General features: G+C 40.3%; 22 protein-coding genes, 2 pseudogenes and 2 riboswitches. Of the genes and pseudogenes, 9 read left to right on the plus strand and 15 right to left on the minus strand.

Going from position 1 to position 25,002, the window contains the following annotated elements:
* Window positions 1-8 precede the first annotated feature (8 nt).
* Window positions 9-911 (minus strand): 1-phosphofructokinase, encoded by a 903-nt coding sequence (pfkB, locus tag AA0Y26_RS11355; RefSeq protein ID WP_413367929.1) that lies wholly within the window; start codon window positions 909-911, stop codon window positions 9-11.
* Complete coding sequence (locus AA0Y26_RS11360; protein ID WP_413367931.1) at window positions 908-1,681, minus strand: DeoR/GlpR family DNA-binding transcription regulator; 774 nt, start codon at window positions 1,679-1,681, stop codon at window positions 908-910. The genes pfkB and AA0Y26_RS11360 overlap by 4 nt, the downstream gene beginning before the upstream one ends.
* 151 nt (window positions 1,682-1,832) lie before the next feature.
* On the opposite strand from AA0Y26_RS11360, the gene AA0Y26_RS11365 reads away from it, so the two are divergent.
* Complete coding sequence (locus AA0Y26_RS11365) at window positions 1,833-2,096, plus strand: HPr family phosphocarrier protein (RefSeq protein WP_413367933.1); 264 nt, start codon at window positions 1,833-1,835, stop codon at window positions 2,094-2,096.
* Window positions 2,096-3,781 (plus strand): phosphoenolpyruvate--protein phosphotransferase, encoded by a 1,686-nt coding sequence (gene ptsP, locus AA0Y26_RS11370; RefSeq protein ID WP_413367935.1) that lies wholly within the window; start codon window positions 2,096-2,098, stop codon window positions 3,779-3,781. Before AA0Y26_RS11365 ends, ptsP begins: the two co-directional genes overlap by 1 nt.
* Before the next feature lie 414 nt (window positions 3,782-4,195).
* Here ptsP and AA0Y26_RS11375 read toward each other — a convergent pair.
* A pseudogene (locus AA0Y26_RS11375) lies at window positions 4,196-4,324 on the minus strand (CAP domain-containing protein); the annotation flags it as partial.
* Between the two features lie 132 nt (window positions 4,325-4,456).
* Between AA0Y26_RS11375 and AA0Y26_RS11380 the strand changes: the two are divergent.
* Window positions 4,457-4,786, plus strand: a pseudogene (locus AA0Y26_RS11380) (GNAT family N-acetyltransferase); the annotation flags it as partial.
* A gap of 153 nt (window positions 4,787-4,939) precedes the next feature.
* Complete coding sequence (locus tag AA0Y26_RS11385) at window positions 4,940-6,130, plus strand: MFS transporter (RefSeq protein WP_413367937.1); 1,191 nt, start codon at window positions 4,940-4,942, stop codon at window positions 6,128-6,130.
* A gap of 400 nt (window positions 6,131-6,530) precedes the next feature.
* Here AA0Y26_RS11385 and AA0Y26_RS11390 read toward each other — a convergent pair whose 3' ends face one another.
* The 9 genes from AA0Y26_RS11390 to AA0Y26_RS11430 all read right to left on the minus strand — a co-directional run bounded on the left by AA0Y26_RS11390 (window position 6,531) and on the right by AA0Y26_RS11430 (window position 13,676).
* Window positions 6,531-7,292 carry a 3-oxoacyl-ACP reductase gene (locus tag AA0Y26_RS11390; protein ID WP_413367939.1) on the minus strand — a complete coding sequence of 254 codons (762 nt, stop codon included), beginning with the start codon at window positions 7,290-7,292 and terminating at the stop codon, window positions 6,531-6,533.
* A 191-nt stretch (window positions 7,293-7,483) separates the two neighbouring features.
* Window positions 7,484-7,582, minus strand: a riboswitch (TPP riboswitch).
* A 56-nt stretch (window positions 7,583-7,638) separates the two neighbouring features.
* Window positions 7,639-7,736, minus strand: a riboswitch (TPP riboswitch).
* Window positions 7,737-7,960: 224 nt separating this feature from the next.
* The gene (locus AA0Y26_RS11395) at window positions 7,961-8,200 is read right to left on the minus strand and encodes a hypothetical protein (RefSeq protein ID WP_413367941.1); all 240 of its coding nucleotides are present in this window, start codon (window positions 8,198-8,200) and stop codon (window positions 7,961-7,963) included.
* Window positions 8,201-8,479: 279 nt separating this feature from the next.
* Window positions 8,480-8,671, minus strand: coding sequence for an N-acetyltransferase family protein (locus AA0Y26_RS11400; RefSeq protein WP_413368175.1), 192 nt, complete (start codon window positions 8,669-8,671; stop codon window positions 8,480-8,482).
* Between the two features lie 294 nt (window positions 8,672-8,965).
* Window positions 8,966-9,853, minus strand: coding sequence for an NAD(P)-binding domain-containing protein (locus AA0Y26_RS11405; RefSeq protein WP_413367943.1), 888 nt, complete (start codon window positions 9,851-9,853; stop codon window positions 8,966-8,968).
* A 126-nt stretch (window positions 9,854-9,979) separates the two neighbouring features.
* Window positions 9,980-10,261 carry an NAD(P)-binding domain-containing protein gene (locus AA0Y26_RS11410; protein WP_413367945.1) on the minus strand — a complete coding sequence of 94 codons (282 nt, stop codon included), beginning with the start codon at window positions 10,259-10,261 and terminating at the stop codon, window positions 9,980-9,982.
* A gap of 82 nt (window positions 10,262-10,343) precedes the next feature.
* A complete protein-coding gene (arsC, locus tag AA0Y26_RS11415) occupies window positions 10,344-10,763 on the minus strand; it encodes an arsenate reductase (thioredoxin) (protein WP_413368177.1) in 420 nt (139 codons plus the stop codon).
* Window positions 10,764-10,776: 13 nt separating this feature from the next.
* The gene (locus tag AA0Y26_RS11420; RefSeq protein WP_413367946.1) at window positions 10,777-12,066 is read right to left on the minus strand and encodes an arsenic transporter; all 1,290 of its coding nucleotides are present in this window, start codon (window positions 12,064-12,066) and stop codon (window positions 10,777-10,779) included.
* Window positions 12,054-12,371 (minus strand): ArsR/SmtB family transcription factor, encoded by a 318-nt coding sequence (locus tag AA0Y26_RS11425; protein WP_413367948.1) that lies wholly within the window; start codon window positions 12,369-12,371, stop codon window positions 12,054-12,056. The genes AA0Y26_RS11420 and AA0Y26_RS11425 overlap by 13 nt, the downstream gene beginning before the upstream one ends.
* A 153-nt stretch (window positions 12,372-12,524) precedes the next feature.
* Window positions 12,525-13,676, minus strand: coding sequence for a lactate 2-monooxygenase (locus AA0Y26_RS11430; protein WP_413367950.1), 1,152 nt, complete (start codon window positions 13,674-13,676; stop codon window positions 12,525-12,527).
* A 548-nt stretch (window positions 13,677-14,224) separates the two neighbouring features.
* Here AA0Y26_RS11430 and epsC point away from each other — a divergent pair.
* Window positions 14,225-15,166, plus strand: coding sequence for a serine O-acetyltransferase EpsC (gene epsC / locus AA0Y26_RS11435; RefSeq protein WP_413367952.1), 942 nt, complete (start codon window positions 14,225-14,227; stop codon window positions 15,164-15,166).
* 95 nt (window positions 15,167-15,261) lie between these two features.
* Here epsC and AA0Y26_RS11440 read toward each other — a convergent pair whose 3' ends face one another.
* The gene (locus AA0Y26_RS11440) at window positions 15,262-16,176 is read right to left on the minus strand and encodes an NAD(P)H-dependent flavin oxidoreductase (protein ID WP_413367954.1); all 915 of its coding nucleotides are present in this window, start codon (window positions 16,174-16,176) and stop codon (window positions 15,262-15,264) included.
* A 1,112-nt stretch (window positions 16,177-17,288) separates the two neighbouring features.
* On the opposite strand from AA0Y26_RS11440, the gene AA0Y26_RS11445 reads away from it, so the two are divergent.
* The 3 genes from AA0Y26_RS11445 (at window position 17,289) to AA0Y26_RS11455 (ending at window position 19,543) form a co-directional block, all read left to right on the plus strand.
* Entirely contained in the window at window positions 17,289-17,609 is a 321-nt protein-coding gene (locus AA0Y26_RS11445) for a DUF485 domain-containing protein (RefSeq protein ID WP_413367956.1), read from the plus strand.
* Window positions 17,609-19,153, plus strand: a complete 1,545-nt coding sequence (locus AA0Y26_RS11450) for a cation acetate symporter (protein ID WP_413367958.1) — start codon at window positions 17,609-17,611, stop codon at window positions 19,151-19,153. The genes AA0Y26_RS11445 and AA0Y26_RS11450 overlap by 1 nt, the downstream gene beginning before the upstream one ends.
* A gap of 213 nt (window positions 19,154-19,366) precedes the next feature.
* A complete protein-coding gene (locus tag AA0Y26_RS11455; RefSeq protein ID WP_413367960.1) occupies window positions 19,367-19,543 on the plus strand; it encodes a hypothetical protein in 177 nt (58 codons plus the stop codon).
* A gap of 32 nt (window positions 19,544-19,575) precedes the next feature.
* Here the strand turns inward: AA0Y26_RS11455 and parC are convergent, their stop codons facing one another.
* Both parC and parE read right to left on the minus strand, forming a co-directional pair.
* Window positions 19,576-21,999, minus strand: coding sequence for a DNA topoisomerase IV subunit A (gene parC / locus AA0Y26_RS11460; RefSeq protein ID WP_413367962.1), 2,424 nt, complete (start codon window positions 21,997-21,999; stop codon window positions 19,576-19,578).
* Window positions 21,999-23,969, minus strand: coding sequence for a DNA topoisomerase IV subunit B (gene parE, locus AA0Y26_RS11465; RefSeq protein ID WP_413367964.1), 1,971 nt, complete (start codon window positions 23,967-23,969; stop codon window positions 21,999-22,001). Before parE ends, parC begins: the two co-directional genes overlap by 1 nt.
* A gap of 394 nt (window positions 23,970-24,363) precedes the next feature.
* Between parE and plsY the strand changes: the two genes are divergently transcribed.
* Window positions 24,364-24,966 (plus strand): glycerol-3-phosphate 1-O-acyltransferase PlsY, encoded by a 603-nt coding sequence (plsY, locus tag AA0Y26_RS11470; protein ID WP_413367966.1) that lies wholly within the window; start codon window positions 24,364-24,366, stop codon window positions 24,964-24,966.
* The last annotated feature ends 36 nt before the right edge of the window (window positions 24,967-25,002 follow it).

The following is a 25,002-nucleotide window of genomic DNA, read 5'->3' on the forward strand; positions in this document are numbered from 1 at the left end:
CACTCCCCCTAAAGTTTTTTAACAATCACCTGTTTTACTAGAGCTAAGACATCCTGCTGCGTACATAAATCTAATTGGAAGGCTGTTGCACTCCCCGCTGCAACCCCATGCCTAAACGCCTTCTGCCAGTCGCCCGTTTCACAATACATCGCAACTGTAGCTGCTACGACTGAATCACCCGCACCTACAGTATTCACAACCTTGCCCTTTGGTGCAGCTGCATAATACATATCCTCGGCACTAACAAATAAAGCTCCATCGCCCCCAAGTGATACGATGACATGCTGCACACCTAACTCAATGAGCTGCTTCGCATAAGGAATCGCTTCGTCTACCGTTAATAAAGTAGTACCAAACAGGTCTCCAAGCTCTTCTAAATTTGGCTTCACTAATACAGGTCGATACGGTACGATTTCATACAACACATGACCTGCAATATCTGCAACAAGCTGGATACCTTTTCTAGAAAGGATATTGAGTAACGCTGTTAAATCAAAGCCAGTTGGCACTGTGCCTGACAGGACAAACCAATCATTTTCTTCTAAAAACTCTACCTTCTTCAATAATTGTGCGTACATCTCACTTGTAATTGTCGGTGAAGGACCATTAAGCTCGGTCTCTACATCCGATTTAATTTTCACATTGATCCGCGTAATTTCATTTGTCTCTATGAAATCGGTCCTAATGTTCTGCTCCTGCAAAGTTTGCTTTAAGTATGCACCTGTAAAACCACCAACATATCCAAATGCCGTTACTTCTGTTTGAAGTCTACTTAATACGCGTGCAACATTAATGCCCTTGCCGCCCGGTAAATAATTCACTTCAGCTGTTCGATTTAATTTCCCTGTTTCGAAATGATCGACATAAGGCGTGTAATCAATAGCTGGTGCAAACGTACAAGTATAAATCATGCGCGTAACACCTCCGTTTTTTTATCGATTTGATCGTATTCTGCATCAGTTAATCCTGCTGTAATTAAAATTGCTTCCTGTAAATCGCCGAATTTCGCAAATTGACTCAATCCAAATTTCGAGCGATCGGCAACAACATACGCCTGCTTTGACTGCTTAATCGCAAGTCGTTTTAATGTCGCTTCTTCTAAGTCTGCTGTTGTATAGCCTTGCACCTCTGAAAATCCATTAGCACCAATAAATGCCCGATCAAAATAATATTCTTGAAGCTGAGAAATTGCCTTAGATCCGATGATAGCTTGCGTTTTCGCCTTCACTTGACCGCCAATGATAATAGTTTCAATATTTTGTTCGATTAAAAGCGGCACATGCATTAAACCATTAGTCACAACTTTAACCTGTTTATTCGCGATATGAGGTATAAGATGTAAAATCGTAGAACCTGCATCTAAATAAATGCATTCACCGAAACGAATATGCTGGGCTGCAAGCTGCATAATTTGCTGCTTTTCAGCTAGCGATTCAACAGATTTCTCCAGTAAGCTTTTTTCACCAAGCATCGGGTTTCGCAAAGTAGCTCCTCCGTGAAAACGATCTATGAATTGCTTCTTATCAAGCTCAGTTAAGTCACGGCGTATTGATGACTCCGATGAATTAGTAAATTCAACAAGTTGTTGTAAGGTGGCCGTACCATATTGCCGCAAATACGCTAAAATTTGCTGTTGACGTTCTGTAAAAATAATCGTAATCACCTTCTCACTAAACACCATAAAAAATGAAAATATGGAGTTGTTATTAGTTTTAAGTTGATTTTAAACGAAACATTCTGTAAAATCAATCATATATCGTTCACAAACGTTCAAATTGTTAATGTTATATCAACAAAACAATCAAATTCATTCAAAAATGGAGGTTTTTAGTATGTCACAAAAAACATTTACAATCAAAAGCAAGGAAGGGTTACACGCACGTCCAGCAAGTGCATTAGTAAAGGTAGCAGCCGGTTTCTCTTCTGAAATTTTCTTACAATACGGTGAGAAAAACGTGAACTTGAAATCAATTTTAGGCGTTATGTCACTTGGCGTACCAGCAGGCGGAGAAATTACAATTACAGCAACTGGTTCTGATGAAGAAGTAGCTCTACAGCAATTAGACGCAATTTTAACAGAGCAAGGACTGATTTAATGAAAATTCAAGGAATTGCCGCTGCAAGTGGAATTTCGATTGCAAAAATCGTAAAGTTTGAGCCTGCAACAATACTTGAGCAAACAGAAATTGGTACAACTGAACAGGAATTAGCTAAGCTAACGCAAGCAATAGAAGATTCAAAAATCGATTTAAAGCAGCTTGAAGCCCAAACAGCTGTACGTTTAGGAGCATCTGAAGCAGAAGTTTTCGGTGCACATTTACTTGTATTGCAGGACCCTGAATATATTGGTGGTATTGAAGCACTTATTCAAGAAGGAAGTGGTGCTACACAGGCGATTGAAGCGGTTCAAAATCAATTTGTGACGCTTTTCTTAGCACTGGATGATGAGTATATGAAGGAACGTGCAGCAGATATAAACGACGTTTCACAACGATTAATGCGCAAGGTAACAGGCACAAATGAAAGCGTTTCCGACTATAAAGAACCTACTATTTTAGTGGCCCATGATTTAACACCTTCAGATACCGCAAAATTGAATGCAGAATTCACGCATGGATTTATCACGGAAAAAGGAGGTAAAACTTCGCACTCTGCCATTTTCGCACGCTCATTGCAAATTCCAGCTATTGTCGGTGCTACAGGCATCATGTCTGAAGTGCAAAGTGGTGATATCGCCATTATGAATGGTGAGACAGGCGAAATTTTTATTAACCCAACGGCCGAGCAACTTGAACATTATAAGGCGCTTAGGCAAGTTCAACTTGAAAAACGCCAAGGTTTACAGGCTTTATTGCATGAAAAAACAGTAACGAAAGATGGGCATCATGTCGAACTTGCTGCAAACATAGGAAGCTTAGACGATGCTAAGAAAGCACTTGAGCAAGGTGCAGAAGGCGTTGGCTTATTTCGAACAGAATTTCTGTACTTAGAGCGAGACACTGCGCCTACTGAACAAGAACAGTTCGAAATTTATCGTGATGTTTTAACAGTTATGGGTGAACGCCCAGTCGTGGTACGCACACTTGATATCGGCGGCGACAAAGCTATCCCATATTTAAATATGCCAAAAGAGGACAATCCATTTTTAGGCTTACGTGCTATTCGTTTGTGCTTCGCAAACGAAGATCTATTCCGTACACAGCTTCGAGCATTACTACGTGCGAGTAGCTACGGTAACTTAAAAATTATGTTTCCGATGATTTCGTCAATCGATGAATTCCGCCAAGCTAAGCAGTGGCTGGATGAGGAAAAAGAAGTATTATTGGAACAAGATGTAGAAGTAAGTGACTTCGAAATCGGCATCATGGTTGAAATTCCGAGTGCAGCCATTTTATCACCTGTTTTTGCTATGGAAGTTGACTTCTTCTCAATCGGCACAAATGACTTAATCCAATATACATTGGCAGCTGATCGAATGAATGAAACCATTTCACATTTATATGAACCATTTCACCCTGCAATTGTAGCGCTTGTGAAGCTTGTAATTGATAGCGCCCATGCACAGGGGAAATGGGTTGGCATGTGCGGGGAAATGGCCGGAGATTCTGCCGCGATTCCTTTACTTGTCGCACTTGGTCTCGATGAATTTTCAATGAGTGCGCCATCGGTTTTAGCTGCGCGCAAGCAAATTAACATATTATCGAAGGACGCGCTACAAGAAAAGTTACAGCAAACATTACAGCAATCTACCGCAGAAGGCATACGCGCTATTTGGCACTAAACAAATCAAACCCATCCAGGTACAGTTCCCTTGTACCTGGATGGGTTTTCTATTTCACGAGCAATTGGTATGGTTTCCAAATAAAAATATGGGGTATTTTACGCCGAGTAAGGATATTGCTCGCTAATGATTTCTTGGCGAATCATGGCTTTACGTTGTTCGTTTGTAGACACGGCTTCACACCCCATCTTTCGTCATTTTCTGTTTTATTATAAGAATAGTAACCGGCCGCCATATTTTTTATTATCTTTATTCCTCTTCGTAAATAAATCTACGGAACGTAATCAATAAGGTTGCATATTTTTCCTACAATACAATTGTGTCGATTTCTATACAAAATATACAAAAGTTAGGCTGCTTAACGCCAATAGAATTTGGTCGCCAAGTAGCCTAATAGTGATGTTTTCTGTTTGTTTATAATTGAATAAATTGTTGTGTCCAATAATAGCCATCTTCAACAAAACCTACACCAATATGTGTGTAATTTGCATTCATAATGTTTTGATAGTGTCCTGGTGATACCATCCAGGCTTGTACTACTTGGTTAGAAGGTGTATTTACAGGTGCCTCTACTTATTGGGAGTTTGAAGGTGCTTTTGTATTATTGTTATTTGTTACCGGTGTAGCTTTTTTGCTGGTGCTTTAGGTGCATTAACCTCTTTTTCTACTTTATTAGAGATTATAGGTCATATTCCTCTATATAAATTAAAAGTTGTAGTTGGTGCAGGCAGTAGAAATTTTGGCCCTTGCTCCCTTTTCTGTTACGCCTGAGTAGCAGAAAAAGGAATTGGGAGTCAATTAATATATGCTGCGTAAAAAAACGCCAAAGAGCTTGGTAATCACTCAGTAATTGTTTTAGGTCATAAAGATTATTATCAGAAGTTTTGTTTTAAACGTGCTAGCTTGTGGAATATACAAGCCCCAATTGAAGTGCCTGATGTAGTAATTAAAGCTCTCGAAAATATGCAAGGTGTCATTCATTACTCGAAAGCTTTCCTAGAGTAAAGCTTTGATTATAAAAAAGAGGTTGTCCAAAACTACGGATTGCCTCTTTTTTATTTAAATAAAGGATTTTTCTAAAAATAATTTAGTGGTATGATGGTTAAGTTTGCATCTACTCTATGACACAATTCCATTTATCGAAGAAAAGAGGTATTTATGCAGCCCACAAAATTATCTAAGCAACATTGGTTGCTCATTTTCACACTTACTTTATTAACATTTGTTCTTGGGACAAGCGAATTTATTATTGTCGGCATATTAACCGATATTTCTTCAAGTCTTCATATACCAAATGCAAAAGCAGGTACACTCGTTTCGGCGTTTGCCATTACCTTTGCCATCGCAACACCAATAGTGATGTCAGCAACAAGTCATTTTCCGAAGCGTAAATGGATGTTATTTTTAATAGGTTCTTTCATCGTATTAAATGCTTTGTGCGTAATTTCAACAAGTTATATGATGCTGCTTGTACTTCGAATTATAAAAGCGATTGTAACAGGCGTATTAATTTCCTTAGCTATGATTGTTGCAAGTGAAACTATGCCCATCGAAAAGCGTGGAATTGCGATATCATTCATTTTCGGTGGTTTTACACTAGCAAATGTCGTTGGTGTGCCACTTGGTACTATTATTTCCGATTGGTACGGCTGGAATGCCACTTTTATGTTTACTACTTTGCTAGGTGGTTTGGCATTTTTGACATCCTATTTCGTCTTGCCCCATAAGCTTAGCCAAATACGCAGTTCGATACGAGACCAATTTTCTTTATTGACTAAGCCAAGGATTTTAATGGCCTTTTTCATTCCTGCTCTCGGGTTTGGTGCAACTTATACGGTCTTTACTTTCCTTGTTCCTATTTTGAAAGGAATGGAAGTACCAAGTCAGTCAATTAGTTTAATCTTATTTGGATACGGATTTATCTCGATATTCAGTAATATCCTTGCCGGTAAGATTGCCGGCTTTAATGCAATTGGTCGGCTTCGATTTGTTTTTCTCATACAAGCTGTTGTTCTAACAAGTTTATATTGGACTTCAAATCATTATGTATTAGGAATGGTTAACATTGGTATGATGTCGTTAACAGCCATCCTTTTAACAACATCTACTCAGCTTTATTTAATTGACCTCGCTGGCATTTATCAGCCTAAAGCAACAGGACTTGCTGCTTCACTAATGCCAGTAGCAAGTAACTTAGGTATCGCATTTGGATCTGCACTCGGCGGATTTGTATACTATCAAGGTAATTTAATGGATGTAGCATGGGTTGGCGGGATCGTTGCAGTCTGTGCAAGTGTACTAACGTTCATTAGTTATTATTTAGACCTGAAACAAAAGAAATTAGCATAAATCCTGTTGAAAAAAGTATTAGGAACATATAGTTGTTCCCTAATACTTTTTTATGATTAGGTATACCGTTACTCCTATTAATTAGCGGTTCCTCATATGATTAGTATCATAGTGTATGTTCATTTTGATTTTATTCAAGCCCTTATCAATTTTGAAAATTAACGTATGAAAAAGCAGAGGATATAATCGCAGCTGCAAAACGTAACCCATTTCAGTCAACCCTTTTTCATAGCCTGCTTGTCAATCTGAATATATAGATTTACTTCAAGCATACCACCAACAGCTTTCTACGTTGGAGCGTGAGATTGATCAGTTAGCGGTACAACTTGAAGAATATAAACTACTCCAAACAATTCCCGGTGTAGGTGAAAAAATCGCTGCAACGATTTTTTCTGAAATCCTAATCCATAACAAGACCACCATCAACGACTAAATTTTGCCCAGTGATAGCACATCCCCAAGGTGATGCAAAGAATAAAGCCACGTCTGCTAACTCTTTTGGTGTTGTCACTCTTTGTAACGGTGTTGCAGCTTCAATCATTTGAAATACTTCTGCTGTCGTAACTTTACTCGCATCCGTTTGTTTTAAGAGTCCGCCAGACATCATATTGACTGTAATGCCATACGCACCTAACTCTTTGGCCATGTTACGTGTAAATCCGAGCAATGCTGCTTTAGCTGTTGTATATTCATGATAAGCTACTACGGGATGCTGAAATAAATTTGTCCCAATATTTATAATTCGACCAAATCCCAGGTCCTTCATATCCTGAACACATGCTTGAATACTATTCAAAGCACCCTTAATCGTTCCTTCAAATTGCTTATTGTAATCAGTCCATTGAAGGTCAAACACATTTTTTTGCGAAAGTGGATTAAATTCGAAATCAATCAACGCATTATTGACTATGGTTGTAATCGGCGTATGAAAATGTTGCTTTGCTGTTTCGACCAGTTGCTGCACTTCTTGTTGATTGCGTATATCTGCTTGTAAAGCGATAACCTGAGGACCCAAACTTTGCGCTAAACGCGTTGCTTTTTCCTCGCTTTTATAATAATTCAGTACGACATTAGCCCCCTCCTTAACAAAAGCTTTAACGAGTTCTTCTCCAACGCCTCTACTTGCACCTGTAACTAAAACGGTTTGTTCATGTAGTTTCATTATAATTTCCCCTTACTTAATTTTTGTAAAGTTGTTTGGGACCCGGAATTTTGTAAAGAACGGAAACGACAGTAAAGATATCTGCACCTTTTCGAACTTTTTACAAAACCCCATACAGTTTCCTCCTCACTAGATAGACGTAAGTGCAAAAAAACGTCCCTATTAATATAGAGACGCCCAAAAAAGTGTATACTACACCTATAATTGCTCCCTACGTCAGTGTTAACTGTCAGGTTCTAAGGGTCAGGTTTTAACCTTCTCAACACAACTGTGTCCCCCTGCAATTAAAGTATTTGCATAAGAAAAGCTCCACGTAAATTACGCGGAGCCATAGTAAGTACAGGAAAATAATATGTACTTTGCTCCCTACGTCCGTATTAACGGTCAGGTTCTAAGGGTCAGGTTTTACCTTCTCAACACAACTGTGTCCCCCTGCAAATGCATTTAATTAGCTTGATTCTATCAAAGTTCGCTGTTATTAACAAGTACATTTTAAACTTAAATACTACATCCTTACAAGCAGCCAACAATTGTCCCAATCAATCGTTTGTAACCTTTCATAAGAGAGATATTAATAATATAACTCTATACCAGAAAGTCAAGCACTTGTCCTAAATCACTTAAAGTTTAAAAGGATATACTGTTCCATGCTCAGACTAACACTAATATTAATTTCGTAATTTTTTTATAAAAGTGTAACGATCCGCACTTACAAAACTACAGTCAGGAACTAAAGGGGCATTGCGAAGCTTTAAAGCAAATTTATTCAAAATTGGTGTAATCTCAGCACGTCTACTCTCATCGATAGCATATTCTAAACCATATTTATAAATATCGGGTTTAATTTCTACTGTCTGCTCAGCATACTTAGGGTTATACTTAATTATCTTGAATTGTTGCTGCTCCAAAGTAAAACCCCTATCAGATTCTACTTAGAAATAAGTATATTCCTATCAATTCCATGTATTTACCTGCATAATTTCACCTTTTATTTCTAATTAACTATCAAAGCACACGTATAGGTAAATATCTCGTCTATCATCCTGCATGTTAACACTTAAAAAGCTAGTCAACCAGCCGCTTCTCCATCAACACTGTGTTATACCAGGAGCCGTCTCGTTATGCAATTTTTTCACGAACGCCTACGAAACGAAATCCGGCTTTTTCGTGTACTCTAATGGCTTGCACTATTTTTCTAGAAAAATGGATGATTGAAGCATCCTGTAACCTGATTTTCTGCATTCTTCACAAAGAGCTTCCAATAAAATACTGCTAACCCCTTTTCCAGAAACAGATTGCCTGATGTAAATACTTATTTCTGCAACACCTTTGTATACTTCACGCACTGAAATGGGCGTAACAGATATCCACCCTTGCACAGCCCCATTCTCTTCGTAGACAACCCGCAAACCTTTATCAAATTTTATATCCCATTTTGCTGGTGTTGGTGCGATTGTTTCAAAGGTTGATCAACCCGTATTCATCCCTTCCTGATAAATAGCAACAACAATCTCTATATCTTGATTCGCCATTTTCCGAATCATTTTGTTCCTCCTATAAAAGCGACTTCCGTTAAGGAAACCGCCTTATTTTGTAAATCATAAAGAATGATCTTTTACTTAAAAGACTAGTTGTGTATGCAACCCTTCTGCAAGCTCTACCCAATACCTTTCCTAGCAACAACCGCCTATACCGCTGTAACAGACACCCGTTTCCGGCAGACTGAGCTGTACGTTTCTTGCAGCTTCTATATCACCAGCTAAATAAGCGACAACTGAACGAACTTGCTCATAGCCTGTTGCCATCAAAAATGTAGGTGCGCGTCCATATGATTTTGCCCCCACTATATAAAAATTCTGTTCAGGCTGACGCAATTCCTTTTCACCATGCGGAGGTACACTGCCACAGCTATGCTCATTCGGATCGATAAGCGGCGCTAAAGCCGGTACTGCTTCAGTAATAGCATCCGCCTGGTAGCGCAGTTCACGGTGCATGTCAAAAGTCGGCCGGCTTCCTGTATTGACTACTAGTCGATCAAATGATTCAAGTACTTTATTTTCACCTTTCAGTACAATACCGTCCTGTTCATAAACCGTTTGAATACGAAAAGATGTCTCTACTTGTACAATCCCTTTTTGCACATATCCAGCAATGCGTACACCTAATTCTCCACGCGCAGCCAGTTCATCGTTAGAGCCGCCCCCGTAGGCATCTTCCACACGAAGTTTCCGTAGAATCCACGTAATAACAGTATCGGGGTGTTTTTCTTTTACGGCTACTAAATTTAATAAAGAATGAATTGCCGAATGACCGCCGCCCACCACAGCTATTCGTTTATTCGCATAAAGTGTATGGTTTTCATCAACATCCGGAATATGATAGTCAATACGGTCAGCCAGCTTTTTCTCCGAGGTCAGCCATACACCATTGCTTAACGCAGGATTCGGATTACCCCAAGTGCCTGTAGCATCTATTACCGCACTTGCCTTCATCTGCTTTGTACCACAGCAAGTATTTACATGCAGGATAAATGGTTTATTCTCACGATTTACCGATTTCATACGATCCGTTTCCTCGCGTGTTATGGCTTCTACACGATGGTTTGTGTAAATTTGTTTTTCAAGCAGCTGAGCAAGCGGTGCTAAATAAAGCTCAATCAGTTCCCTTCCTGAAGGGATGCGGTCATTTTACGGAGATTGCCAATCTGTTTGTTCCAGTAATATGCGTGCAGCAGAATCGATATTATATTTCCAAGGAGAAAACAATGTTACATACTGCCATGAACGAACATGAGCAGCAAGCTCTCCTGCCTCCACTACAAAGAACGGAATATTACGATGTTTTAAATGAGCTGCTGCTGCTAATCCGACTGGACCTGCCCCGATAACTGCCACAGGCAATGTTGTTTCACAGCATGCAGTACTCGGCTTACAGCAAGCCGCAGATTGGTTAATAATATTGAATTCCATTTTCTTTCCCTCCAAATTTGTTTTTTTATATAAGCATTTGATTATATATAAGAGGTAAAAAAATCAAGAGACGAGCTCCTGATTAATTACCTGTATGACTAAATTGTTCTACACGTTTACTAATTTCATCACGTGCCCGCTGGAATACAAGCCACTTTTCTTCATCTGACCCGGTCGCTTTTGCCGGATTAACAAATCCCCAATGCTCACGGCGAATATGCGGTGGTGTCATTGGACATTTATCTGCTGCATCTCCGCACAACGTAACAATGAAATCCGCTTGAAGAAATGTGTCATAATCAATCCTATCTGATGTTTGGCTGGATATATCAATGCCCAGCTCTTTCATTGCTTTTATAGCAAGCCGATTGACGCCATGTGCCTCTATACCTGCACTCTTCACTTCCCACTCATCACGTAAATCCTCTTTTCCAAAGCCTTCTGCCATTTGACTGCGGCAAGAGTTCCCTGTGCATAAGAAATAGATCAACTTTTTAGATATGTTTTATCTCCCTTTAAAGAATCAAAAGTGTTATGTAAAGCCCGATCAATGTAACAAACAATATTGGAATCGTCAGGATAATACCGGTTTTAAAGTACGTGCCCCATGATATTTTCATGCCTTTTTGACTTAATACATGGAGCCAAACAAGTGTCGCAAGTGAACCAATCGGTGTAATTTTCGGCCCTAAATCAGATCCAATGACATTCGCGTAAATAAGCGCTTCACGCAGCACCCCTGAGGTATTCGTTTCCGCAATAGCTAAAGCGTTTACCATAACGGTTGGCATATTGTTCATAACAGAAGATAAAAATGCCGCAATAAAGCCCATTGAAATCGTTCCGATAAATAGTCCTTGATCAGCTGTGTAGTTAATGACACCTGCTAATGCCTCTGTCAGTCCTGCATTACCCAGTCCGTAGACAACCACATACATACCGATCGAGAAGAAAACGATATTCCACGGTGCACCTTTGATCACTGTTGAAGTATTGACTACCGGGCTTCTTCGTGCCATCAGCAAGAAGAAAATAGCGATGATTCCGGCGATGAATGAAAGCGGAATTGCTGTCCATTCACTTGAAAAGTAACCAATGACAAGGATACCTAGGATAACCCATGATAAGCGGAACATTTTTTCATCTTTAATCGCTTCACGGGGTTTCTTTAACATCGTCACATCATATGTGCGCGGTATTGATTTATTAAAGTACAGCAGCAACACGGTAACTGTGGCAATAAGTGAAAAGATATTCGGCAGGATCATATGAATGGCATACTCCACAAAGCCAATTCCAAAAAAGTCCGCAGAGACGATATTTACTAAATTGCTTACGACAAACGGAAGCGATGTCGTATCTGCGATAAAGCCGCTTGCCATAATAAACGGAAAAATCATCTGTTCTTTAAACTGCAGGTGACGGACCATTGCCAGAACAATCGGTGTTAAAATTAAGGCTGCTCCGTCGTTTGCGAAAAGTGCTGCCACAACCGCACCCAGTAAGCTGACAAAGATGAACATTTTGATGCCATGCCCTTTTGCGAGACGTGCCATATGTAAAGCAGCCCATTCAAATAATCCAATCTCATCTAATATGAGCGAAATCATAATTATTGCAATAAAGCTTACTGTGGCATTCCACGTAATATCAACAACTGCCCTTACATCTGTTATATCTACTACCCCAACGACTAATGCAAGTACAGCACCTGCACAGGCAGACCATCCGATATTAAGTCCTTTTGGCTGCCAAATAACAAATAATAAGGTGATGAGAAAAATCAAACTGGCTAGGACGAGCATGTTCCACCCTCCGTACCTTTGCAGTCACAAAGAGACACAGCTTCCAGCTCATCAATCACACACTGAACAACGGGAGGTTGATTATCGGCTATCCGGTAATGCTTCCATGTGCCAACTTTTCTTTCTTTTATTATGCCTGCTTCTTTTAATTTACGTAAATGCTGGCTAACAGCAGGCTGTGAGATGTTCAGTACATCTACAAATTCACATACACACACTTCCCCGCTCTTTAGGCAAGAAAGCAGCTTTAAACGGTTTTGATCTGCTAATGCCTTTAACTGCTTTTCCATCAGCTCTATCTGCATAACAAAACCCTCCTTAAATAACTATTTGCTTATATAATAACGTTAGTATATGCATAAGTAAATAACCATTTACTTATATTTAAGCTGCTTATTAAAAAAACAATTAAAATGTCCTCCCGCCTCTTTTGCACGGGAGGATCAAAGTCTATATAACTAAAGCCTTTTTAATACACTACGATTCAATTCTTGAACGTTCCGCTTACCAGACAAAGCTAACGTTAAGTCGAAATCCGCTATCAAATTTCTCAACACTTGCTTTACACCTTCTTCTCCTGCCAGTGCTAAACCGTACATATACGGACGGCCGACCAGAACTGCTTTTGCACCTAAGGACAAGGCTTTTACTATATCGGAACCTCGACGTATACCACTATCCATTAAAACTGGAATCTGATCTTCTACAGCTTCGATAATCTCTGGTAAGGCGTCAATGGCTGTGATTGCTCCGTCGACTTGGCGTCCCCCGTGATTGCTGACAATAATCCCGTCCATTCCATGCTCTACTGCAAGCTTCGCATCATCGGGATGTAATATTCCTTTGAGGAGAATCGGAAGCGAGGTTTGCTTCTTAATAAACTCTAAATCAGACCATGTTAAAGCAGGATTTCCGAAGATAGACGCCCAAAGCTGAATAGCTGACTGCATATCCTCATGCGGCGGACAATCAAGTCGAGAACAGAAGACAGGATCATCTAAGTAGTTACCGATCCCCTGCGCTTCCAAAAATGGAAGATATGCATGTTCAATATCCTTTTCACGCCAGGCCATCATTGGCGTATCAAGTGTTATGACGATTGCATCATACCCCGCTGCTTCTGCTCGTTTTACCATACTGGCAGCAATTTCATGATCGCCGCTCCAGTACAATTGATACCAGCGATGAGAATCCCCCATCTCATCAGCAATTTTTTCAAGGCTGAACGTTGAAGCGGTACTCGCAATGAAAGGAACATCCATCGCTGCAGCAGCACGAGCCGTTGCCAGTTCCCCGTCCTGGTGGACAATCGATTGTACGCCTACAGGTGCCAGGAGAACAGGATAGCTTAGCTTTTTACCAAAAAGCTCGATACGTAAATCTCTTGAAGATGTATCACATAGCATTCTCGGTACAATCTGCCACTTATCAAACGCTCGATTATTTTGTGTTGCTGTTCTCTCCGCCCCGGCAGAAGCCGCCACATAGTAATACGGCTTTGCGTCTAATCGCTCTTTTGCCTTTGCTTCCAGCTCCTCATAGGAAACCGGAATGATATTCTTTTCAATGTGCTGGTAAACTTTTAACTGAACTTGATTTCCAAAACTCATCTTGCTCCCCCTCTCATTATTAAGCAGCTAACTTTCCATCCGCATATTCATTTCCCTAATTTTGATATATGCTACTCTATAAAAGATATATTCCGTGTATTTTATTAATCTGTCTCTGATAGTACGTTCATCTGCCTTAATAAGAGAGAAATTCATCTATCAAGCTTTGTTCCTAAAAGTCAACACACTCCTCTTTATGACTGCTAACCTGTTATATGTATACCGCTTAAAACAATAAGTATGTAAGATTTTTTATATTTATACCCTAACGAGAGTCTTCGGTTGGTCATGTGAATAATCGTTCTTTGTCAAAATAAATCATATGGTACAATGCAAGAAAGCTTTTTTTAAGGGATTCCAGTTCTATCGAATTTGCCTCTTTTAAAAAAACCTAATAAGGAAGCAGACAATTTTAGCTATTACATTATAAAACTGAAATCAGAACTACTGCATAATTTTCTAAATCATTGTACAATGAAAAAAGTTAAGCAATAGACATAGTAGCCAAGGCAGTATTTGTCTTAATAAATTGTAAGGGGTATAAAGCTATGAAATTTAATGAATGGTTGAACAACGAAGTACCGAATATCGCCAATTCTCTAGATGAGATTAATAGGCAATACGTGGACATCGAGAATTCTATCGGTTTACACGGTAAAAATACAATTTACCAGATTCTTCATAACTTTCAGGTAGCATTATTCCCAGGGATGTATGGGAGCAGACCGATTAATGATATGAGAATCAATGCGGAAGCAAGCAACTGCTTACGAACAGCCGCGATGGATCTTGGGGATATTATCGAAAAGGTATTAATCTATAACCGCGATGCTGAAGGCACACCAATCTGCGAAAAAAAATGCAGAGAAAAAGCGGATGAAGTGGTAATGGAGCTAATTAATAAAATGCCAACGATTCGCAGAGTAATTCAAACAGATATTCAAGCGGCCTATAACGGGGACCCAGCAGCTATTTCCACAGAGGAGATTTTATTAAGCTATCCATCCATTACAGCGGTCTGCATCCATCGCATCGCCCATGAACTTTATAACCTAGATGTGAAAATCATCCCTCGTATTATGTCTGAGTATGCGCATCAATTGACAGGTATTGATATTCATCCAGGTGCATCGATTGGGGAATCGTTCTTTATTGACCACGGGACAGGGGTCGTAATTGGCGAAACATGTACGATCGGTAATAACGTAAAGATCTACCAAGGGGTAACATTAGGTGCGCTAAGCTTCCCGCTTGATGAAGAAGGCAATCCGATTAAAGGGGTAAAACGCCATCCTGATATTGAGGACAATGTCATTATTTACGCAGGTGCTACGATTTTAGGCGGCCAGACGAAAATCGGCCATGATACAGTGCTCGGTAGTAATATTTGGCTGACGCATTCTGTGCCTCCTTATTCAAGAGTATATAATGCACAGCCTTCCCCAAGAATCAGTAATAGCCAGATTAAAAATATCGAATACGAAATCTAAATTACTTAGAAGGTATATTCCATCGAACGAATATACCTTCTTCTTTTATGTTTTTCTTCCACATAAAAAGCCCAAGATCGCTCTTGGGCCATTTTTTACACATTTTCTTTAGACAATAACGTGCCTGCCTTTTCGATTGCAGTTTCCATTTGAGAACGAAGCTCTGCAGCAATTTCCGCCACTGTTTGGCGTTCTTTTACATTCCCTACGCCCTGACCTGCTGACCAAATATCCTTCCACGCCTTGGCGTCTGTCATGACAGAGAAATCGAGTTTACCTTTTGATTGAAGGTTTCGCGGGTCAATTCCATTTTTTATAAGCGATGGAATTAGATAATTAGCATGCACCCCGCTGAAAGCATCTGTATAAATAATGTCTTCAATTTGGCTATCAATGACCATATCCTTAAAGTCTTCAGTCGTATTTCCTTCGGCTGCTGTTAGGAAACGAGTACCAATATAAGCATAGTCAGCGCCCATAAGTCTTGCTGCTACAATATCTGCTCCACTCGAAAGCGTGCCAGCTAAGCAAATAATGCCATTAAAGAATGCCCGAACCTCTGAAATAAATGCAAATGGATTCAATGTCCCGCCGTGTCCACCAGCACCTGCTGTCACAAGCACTAGACCATCCACGCCCGCCATCGCTGCCTTCTTTGCATGCTTAACATAAATAACATCTGCAAATACTTTACCGCCGTAAGCATGTACCGCTTCAACGACTGGTGCAGGGTTGCCAAGAGATGTAATAACAATCGGCGGCTGGTATTCTTTAATAAGATTGAGGTCTTCTTCATAACGAGCATTTTCCCGCTCATGACAAATAAAATTGACTGCCCAAGGCTCTGTAGGCAATGCCTCCTTAATCTCCTGAAGCCATTTTGCGCACTCGCTTGCAGGGCGGGCATTCAACAGCGGAAATGATCCGATCATGCCCGCTCTTGATGACTCAATCACCATTTTAGGTGTAGAAATCAAAAACATAGGTGCCACAATTACCGGTAATTCCATACATTCTCCCCCTATCCTTCTGCTAAACATTTAATGAATCTTCTAAAATATTTAACAATTTAACTCTATGATAAATGAATAACCATTCATTTGTAAAGTTTAACCGAGTAAATTATCGGTTAAGGGAGCATTTTTTCTACCTATTCACTAAAATCGTGAACATCAATTTACAATCAGACTTTTCACCACTTTGTGGATAGCTGTTTTTTCTTCATCAGCTATTCCCAAGATGTTTATAGTGAACTATTGAAAGATGGAGGTATTCTTCTGGTGCTTTTTGCACAGACATTAAACGTTTCATTTAGTGCTATTCGCCTTCTGTATCGGTGCCTCTGCAAACTTGCCGGTCATTCTACTGGTAGAAATTCAACTCCTATAGGGCAATTGCAGCAATGGTACCAGGTTTGGGGTCGTGCCATGCATTAGGAGCAACGATACTAAATAACTAGAGCACTTCAGGCGCTGCCATTTTTATAGGCGAACTGATCGTGCCGCTTGCACACCCGGTAAGCATTACGATTAGATTTCTTTGCACGTTAGCTCGCGACTGTAATTACTGCCAGCAAAGCAGATCAAAAGCAGGCCGAAGAGGTATATAAAGAAATTCGCTTAAAAACGAATACAGGTATTTCTGTCTCGGACATTTCCCACTAACACGATAATATATTTGCTAGTTTTCAAGTATATTATACGGGCTGTATATAAGAAAAAATCTTATTGTACAGCCCGTATTTTTTCGATTAATTCCTATTAAAGTATATTAATTTCTTTTTCATTTTCTTAATTACGAATAATATAATATATTTTTTTTCCTTTTCACATTTGACCAGCACTGTATTAGATACAGCTGTTTTTTATTTGTCAACCCCCTCTTTTTCTTCAATAATAGCACCACTGCATGTGATATAACACAAAAAAATATCATTATTTCTCTATAAAATACTTTTATTTTCTCTTTTAAACTATTTTTATAAAAATTTTTTTTGCATAATTTCTAGAAAAACTATTGCAATTGTGTGAACGCTCCCATAAAATGAGAGGTGTAAAAGCTATTAAGTAGAATTTTACAACCATTAAGCAGTAAAAACTTTCACAAATTAGGGGGTATGTTTATGGCGAAAAATAGTCCAGTTGTGGATTATGAAAAAATCGCACAGTTGGAGTCGTTCAAAAAATTGACAAAGAAAAAGAACGCTTTTCTTTGGACGCTCACAGCGGTTTTCATGGTGGCATATATGCTGCTGCCGGTATTAACTTCTTACACAGAGATCTTACATCACAAGGCAATTGGGGATATCACTTGGGTGTGGATTTACTCTGGAGGATTATTCATCATGACATGGGTACTTGCGCATTTATATGTAGCAAAAGCAAACAGCTTTGATCGTGATGCAAAAGCTATCATCGAGGAATATGAAAGGGGTGTTAGCTAATGAGTCCTACAGCGATAATATTTTTCGTAGCAATCGTTGGTTTAACATTGGTGATCACATGGTGGGCATCAAGACGCACATCAAGTGCGAGTGACTTCTACACTGCCGGTGGCGGTTTGACAGGTTGGCAGAATGGACTTGCTATTGCCGGTGACTACTTATCGGCCGCATCCTTCTTAGGGATCGCTGGTTCCATTGCCCTATTTGGTTTCGATGGATTCTTCTTCTCAATCGGTTACTTAGTAGCTTATTTAGTTGTACTTTACATCGTAGCGGAACCTTTACGTAACTTAGGTAAGTTTACGCTAGCTGATATGATCACAGCTCGTTTTGATAAAGCAAAAGTTCGCGGGGTTGCAGCCCTTTCGACTATTACTATCGTATTGTTCTACATGATTGCACAACTAGTTGGTGCAGGTGCACTTATTCAATTACTATTAGGTATCCCTTATTGGGTTGCGGTACTTTTGGTAGGCTTTATGATGACAGTTTACGTGCTTTTCGGTGGTATGACAGCAACGTCTTGGGTACAAATTATTAAAGCTTGTTTATTAATGTTAGGTACAGTCATCATTTCCTTCCTTGTATTAGCAAAATTCGACTTCAACATTTTAACGATGTTCTCAGAAATGAAAACGGCAACAGCAAATGGTGAAGCCTATTTAAACCCAGGTTTAAAATATACAAACGGAATTGATACAATCTCAATGCTTATTGCATTAGTATTAGGTACAGCTGGTCTTCCGCATATCCTTATGCGTTTCTTCACAGTAAAAGATGCGCAAACTGCTCGCTCTTCTGTTATCTGGGCTACATGGATTGTAGGGATTTTCTATATCTTAACAATCTTCCTAGGTTTCGGTGCAGCAGCATTTGTAGGTGTGGATGATATTATTGCAGCAAATGCAGCGGGTAACATGGCTGCCCCGCTTCTTGCAGAAGCTTTAGGCGGCGATATCCTATTCTCATTTGTATGTGCGGTAGCATTCGCAACAATCTTAGCGGTAGTAGCTGGTCTTGTACTTTCAGGTGCCTCTGCCCTATCGCATGATATTTATGGTCAGATTATTAAAAAAGGCAAAATTACAGAAAAAGAGCAAGTATTTGCTGCTCGTATTGGCTCAATCGCAATCGCCGTTGTTTCAATCATTCTTGCATTAGGTGCACAAACATTAAACGTAGCGTTCCTAGTATCATTCGCCTTCTGTATTGCAGCATCAGCAAACTTACCAGTAATCCTTTACACTATTTACTGGAAACGCTTTAACACAACTGGCGCTATTTCGGCTATGTTAACAGGTTTGATTTCAGCTCTAGTATTAGTATCTATGTCACCAAACGTTTGGAATCCAGTAGAAGGAAAAGCGATTTTTGTTGGAGATCCGTTAATTATGTTAACAAACCCTGCAATTATCTCTGTACCACTAGGATTCATCGCTGGTTGGTTAGGCAGCTACCTATCACCTGCTGAAGATCCAACGATTTACCGTGAAGTAGAGGTAAAAGCACAAACTGGTATTTCTGTTCAGGATGTATCTCACTAATTTTAATTCATACAAAGGGTTCAACAACGTTTTATAAAGGGGTTTGACTTCTGACTTCGGTCAGGAGTCTTTTTATATAGAAAAGAAAGTTTCAATTTAACAGACCTAATGACAAAAAGTAATGGTCCTTTCTATTTTGAAAACGATGTTTTAATCTTTTTACTTTTCACCTTCTATACAGCCCGGTAAAATATAGGACAGGAGGTGTTAAAATTGGCAAAATCTGAAGCAAGAAAAAAACGCTTGAAACTATTGCGGCAGCATGGAAAAGATGTAGCAGAAATACGTGGTGCAACTGATTTTTCTACACATGTACGAATGACAAAGTCGAAAAAGGAAACGCTGGATAAAGAATACAGGAAACACAAAAAGCATTACGAAGACGACTAATCGTTTCGTAATGCTTTAGAGTTCTCTGCTGCTTATTGCTGCTTTACCGTAACAACGCGTACAAGCTTACCATCCCCTGCTGTATCTACACGTAATGAGCCGTTTGAGTAACGGTCGGCGCGTGATAGATTGACTACCTGGATTTCTTCCTGCACACCTTTTTCTGTTTCTAGTAAAATTGTGTCAGACACCTTTACTACGACAATTGCAAAGACGCGATGTGGATTTGATTTTAGTTCTTTTAATGTAACAACTCCACGTTTTGCCCGGTTCCCTGGCTCAATTTCAGATACGCTCATGCGTTTTACAGCTCCCCGCTGCGTCACAATGACAATATCCTGCTCTGTGCCTGGCTCTAGGATATTTGCCGCTGCCAGGTACTCACCTTCTTTTAATTGAATCCCTTTCACGCCGGCTGTTTTAACACCTGTCACAGGCAGCTCTTCCATATCAAAGCGTATACTATAACTTGTGTTCGCTGTCAAAAGAACTTGCTTTTTGGAAGTAACAAGCTCTGCCATCATCATTTCATCGTTCCCTTTTAAGTTCATTGTCTTAATCGGCTTCGAATATCGTGTTACGACATAGTCCGCAAGAGCTGAACGCTTGATCTGGCCCTCTTTTGTTGCAGTAAAGATATATGTGTCTTCATGGTCAAATTTATCAACACCAATAACAGAAACGATCTCTTCATTTGCATCGATCGGTACAATACTTGAAATATGCTGTCCGAGATCCTTCCAGCGAATATCCGGCAGCTCATGAACAGGCTGATAGATATAATTCCCCTTGCTTGTAAAGAGCAATAAGAAGTGCTGTGTATTCAGTGTTTCTTCATACAACAGGTAATCAGATTCCTTCATAGCAAAATCCTTGCCGTTTGATGCCGCATAGGAACGCTGGCTCGTCCGTTTCACATAGCCGTCCTTCGTTACTGTCACGACAACTTCTTCACTTGGTACAAGTACGTCCAATGTCACTTTAATTTCTTCAATCTCCGCTTGAATTTGAGAACGTCGCGGTTCGCTAAAGCGTTTTTTAATATCCAATAGCTCTGATTTAATTACTTTAATCAGCTTTTTCTCATCCTTTAAGATAGCAGAAAGCTTATCAACGAGCTTTGTTAACTCTTCATGTTCTTGTTGAAGCTCTGTAATATCCGTATTCGTCAAACGGTATAATTGTAAGCTGACAATTGCTTCTGCCTGCACTTCTGTGAAGGAGAACTTCGTCATTAAATTCGTTTTAGCATCACGTTTATCCTTCGAACCTCGGATAGTAGCAATGACTTCATCCAAGATTGATAGAGCTTTGATTAATCCTTCTACGATATGCAGACGATCCTTCGCTTTTTGAAGATCAAATTCAGAGCGTTTCGTTACCACTTCTTTTTGGTGGGCTATGTACGCATCCAAAATGAGTGGTAATGTCATCATCGTTGGACGGCGGTCGTGAATAGCAATCATATTAAAGTTGTAAGCGACTTGCAGATCCGTTGTTTTATACAGGTAATTTAAAATTCCTACTGCTGGAATATCCTTCTTCATTTCGATTACGATACGAAGACCCATACGATCTGATTCATCACGCACTTCTGCAATTCCTTCTAATCGCTTATCAAGACGCTGCTCATCGATTTTCTTCACAAGGTTTGCCTTATTTACTTCGTATGGAAGCTCTGTAATGACAATTTGCTCTTTGCTGCCTTTAATCGGTTCGATGTCCGCTTTGGCACGTACGATAATTTTCCCTCTGCCTGTCTCATACGCCTTTTTAATTCCGTCTACCCCTTGGATAATACCACCTGTCGGGAAGTCAGGACCTTTTAGCACAGTCATTAGCTCATCTATTGTTGCCTCTGGTTTATCCAGGCGCATTAATACAGCATCCAGACTTTCTGCCAAATTATGTGGCGGAATATCAGTCGCATAGCCCGCCGAAATCCCTGTTGAACCATTAACAAGCAGGTTCGGGAAGCGTGCAGGCAATACAGTCGGCTCCATATCCTGATCATCGAAATTCGGCACAAACTCAACCGTACGTTTTGTAATATCTCGCAGTAATTCAGCCGAAATAGCCGATAAACGAGCTTCTGTATAACGCATCGCTGCAGGCGGATCACCATCCACAGAACCGTTATTTCCATGCATTTCAATTAGCATATGACGTGCCTTCCAGTCCTGACTCATCCGAACCATTGCCTCATAAACGGATGAATCACCGTGCGGATGGAAGTTACCGATTACGTTACCGACTGTCTTCGCTGATTTACGAAATGGCTTATCATGTGTATTGCCCTCATTGTACATTGCATATAAAATGCGTCGCTGTACTGGTTTTAGGCCGTCCCGCGCATCAGGCAGAGCCCGGTCTTGAATAATATATTTTGAATAGCGACCAAAACGGTCACCCATAATTTCTTCTAATGGTAAGTCTTGAAAACGTTCCTGTGACATTATACTTCCTCCTCATGAATGTGCTCGTTTTCCAAAATGTTGCCGTCTTCCTCCATACCGAAGTTGACATTTGATTCAATCCATTTTCGACGAGGCTCTACTTTATCACCCATGAGTGTTGTCACATGACGCTCTGCCCGTGCAGCATCTTCAATCGTTACCCGAATCAGTGTACGTGTTTCAGGATTCATCGTTGTATCCCATAATTGATCGGCATTCATCTCGCCTAGGCCTTTATAACGCTGAATAATATAGCCTTTGCCGACTTTTTTCATAGCCGACTGCAGCTCTCTTTCAGTCCAGGCATATTCGATGATTTCTTTTTTTCCGCTGCCTTTCGATACTTTGTATAGAGGTGGCAGGGCGATGAACACCTTCCCTGCTTCGACAAGTGGCCGCATATAGCGGTAGAAGAATGTCAATAGGAGGACTTGAATGTGTGCGCCGTCTGTATCGGCATCGGTCATGATTACAACCTTATCGTACGCCGCATCTTCCACATTGAAATCTGTGCCTACCCCAGCACCAATCGCATGGATGATGGTAGAAATTTCTTCGTTTTTCATAATGTCTTGCAGTTTGGCTTTCTCTGTATTGATAACCTTCCCGCGGAGCGGCAGGATTGCTTGGAAGCTCCGATCACGTCCCTGCTTCGCTGAACCGCCTGCGGAATCTCCTTCTACCAGGTAGAGCTCATTTTTTGACGCATTTTTCGACTGAGCCGGAGTCAATTTCCCTGAAAGAATGGTTGCCCCTTTTTTATTCTTTTTACCATTACGGGCATCTTCCCGTGCTTTTCGAGCGGCTTCTCTCACCTGCTGCGCACGAATAGCTTTTCGCACAAGCGAGGCAGACAATTCTGCGTTTTCTTCGAGTACGTAAAGAAGCTGCTCTGATACAACTGTATCTACAGCATAACGCGCTTCGCTTGTCCCAAGCTTGCCTTTCGTCTGCCCTTCAAATTGCAGCAGATGCTCTGGAATACGGACAGAAACGATAGCGGATAAACCTTCTCGGATATCTGTCCCTTCAAGGTTTTTATCCTTTTCCTTCAGCAGGCCGATTTTGCGTGCATACTCATTGAATACACGTGTCAGGGCTGATTTTGCACCTGTTTCATGTGTCCCGCCATCACGGGTACGAACGTTATTAACAAACGATAGGATTGTCTCTGAGTAGCCGTCATTAAATTGGAAAGCAAATTCGACCTCAATGTCGTGTTGAGACCCTTCCACGTATTTGACTGGATGTAGAACATCCTTTTCCTCATTTAGGTAAGCAACAAATGCCTCGATCCCATTTTCGTAAAAGAAAACATCGTGCTGGCCTTCGCCGCGCTCATCAATCAGTTCAATTTTCAAGCCTTTCAGCAGAAATGCTGATTCTCTTAAGCGCTCCGCCAGTGTATCATAGTTAAACTTCGTGACAGAAAAAATCTCCTTGTCCGGTAAGAAGTGGACAAGGGTACCTGTTTCTTTCGTTTTGCCAATCGATTCTAGTGAAGTAGCGGGTTTCCCTCCATTTTCAAAACGCTGGCGATGGATGACCCCATCCCGGTGAATTGTTACTTCTAAAAAGGATGAGAGAGCATTTACAACGGATGAACCAACACCGTGCAAGCCTCCACTTGTTTTATAACCGCCTTGACCGAACTTCCCGCCGGCATGCAGTATCGTAAAGATGACTTCCGGAGTCGGTTTCCCCATTTTATGCATACCTGTAGGCATCCCGCGTCCGAAGTCACGTACACTTAGGCTGTTGTCTTCGTGAATTTTTACGATGATATGTGTACCAAAACCAGCAAGCGCTTCATCAACAGCATTATCGACTATTTCATAGACTAAATGATGAAGGCCACGCCCGTCTGTGGAACCGATATACATCCCTGGTCTTTTACGAACAGCTTCTAAACCTTCTAATACTTGAATTGCATCGTCGTTATACGCGATGCCTGGCTGTTTTTTTGCCAAATCTATTCCCCTCCAAAACCAAACAAACGTTCTATTTACTACTAATCGTACTGCGAAAAGTAGGCCATGTCAATGTTTCCAAAGAACGCAATCAGACATTTATTGTAACATTAACTCTGTCTCATTAAAAGTTCACGCTCTATTGAAATTCATGAAGCACCTTGTCTTTTCCTTCTTTTATCACAAAATATACAATAAAATATTTCCTTATCTACTGAATTACACCAGTGACTGTCTGTTTTAGTTAATTGTATGACAGATCGGCTTTTTCCTCTATATAAAGCCGCATCATTACAAAATTAATACTTTCTAATTTATTTAAAAGCGTGTAAAATATTTATTACAACCTATTAGCACCAACTAATAATTTTGAATATTGAAAGGGGCACAACGCATGGTGAATGCATTGATAATACTTTGTGCTTATCTAATTGGTTCGATTCCCTCAGGCCTGTGGATAGGAAAAGCGTTTTATAAAACGGACATACGAGAACACGGAAGTGGAAATTTAGGAGCAACGAACACCTTCCGTATCCTAGGAAAGAAAGCAGGCATCATCGTCACGGTGATGGATGTGCTCAAAGGTACGGCAGCTGTATTACTGCCGCTCATCCCTTATTTCCAAGACTCATCAATTCATCCGCTCTTATTAGGAGCTATAGCTGTTGTCGGTCATATGTTTCCTATCTTTGCAAGCTTTAGAGGCGGTAAAGCTGTTGCGACCAGTGCGGGTGTGCTGCTCGGTTATACATGGCCGCTATTTGTTATCCTGGTTATCGTTTTCTTAATTTCATTAAAAATTACGAAAATGGTCAGCCTTACATCTATGATCGCATCTTTGATTGCACTTATTTACAGTATTATTTACGGAGTTGTCACAGGTGAATGGGCATTATGCATTTTAGTAGCGGTCTTATCCACTTTTATCATCTATCGTCATCGTGCAAATATCCAGCGCATCAAGAATGGGACAGAACCGAAAGTAACTTGGATATAACTGATATCTACTACTCATCAGAGCACATACGTTTCT

It is taken from the genome of Lysinibacillus canaveralius, assembly GCF_047301505.1.
Taxonomy (GTDB): Bacteria; Bacillota; Bacilli; order Bacillales_A; family Planococcaceae; genus Lysinibacillus_B.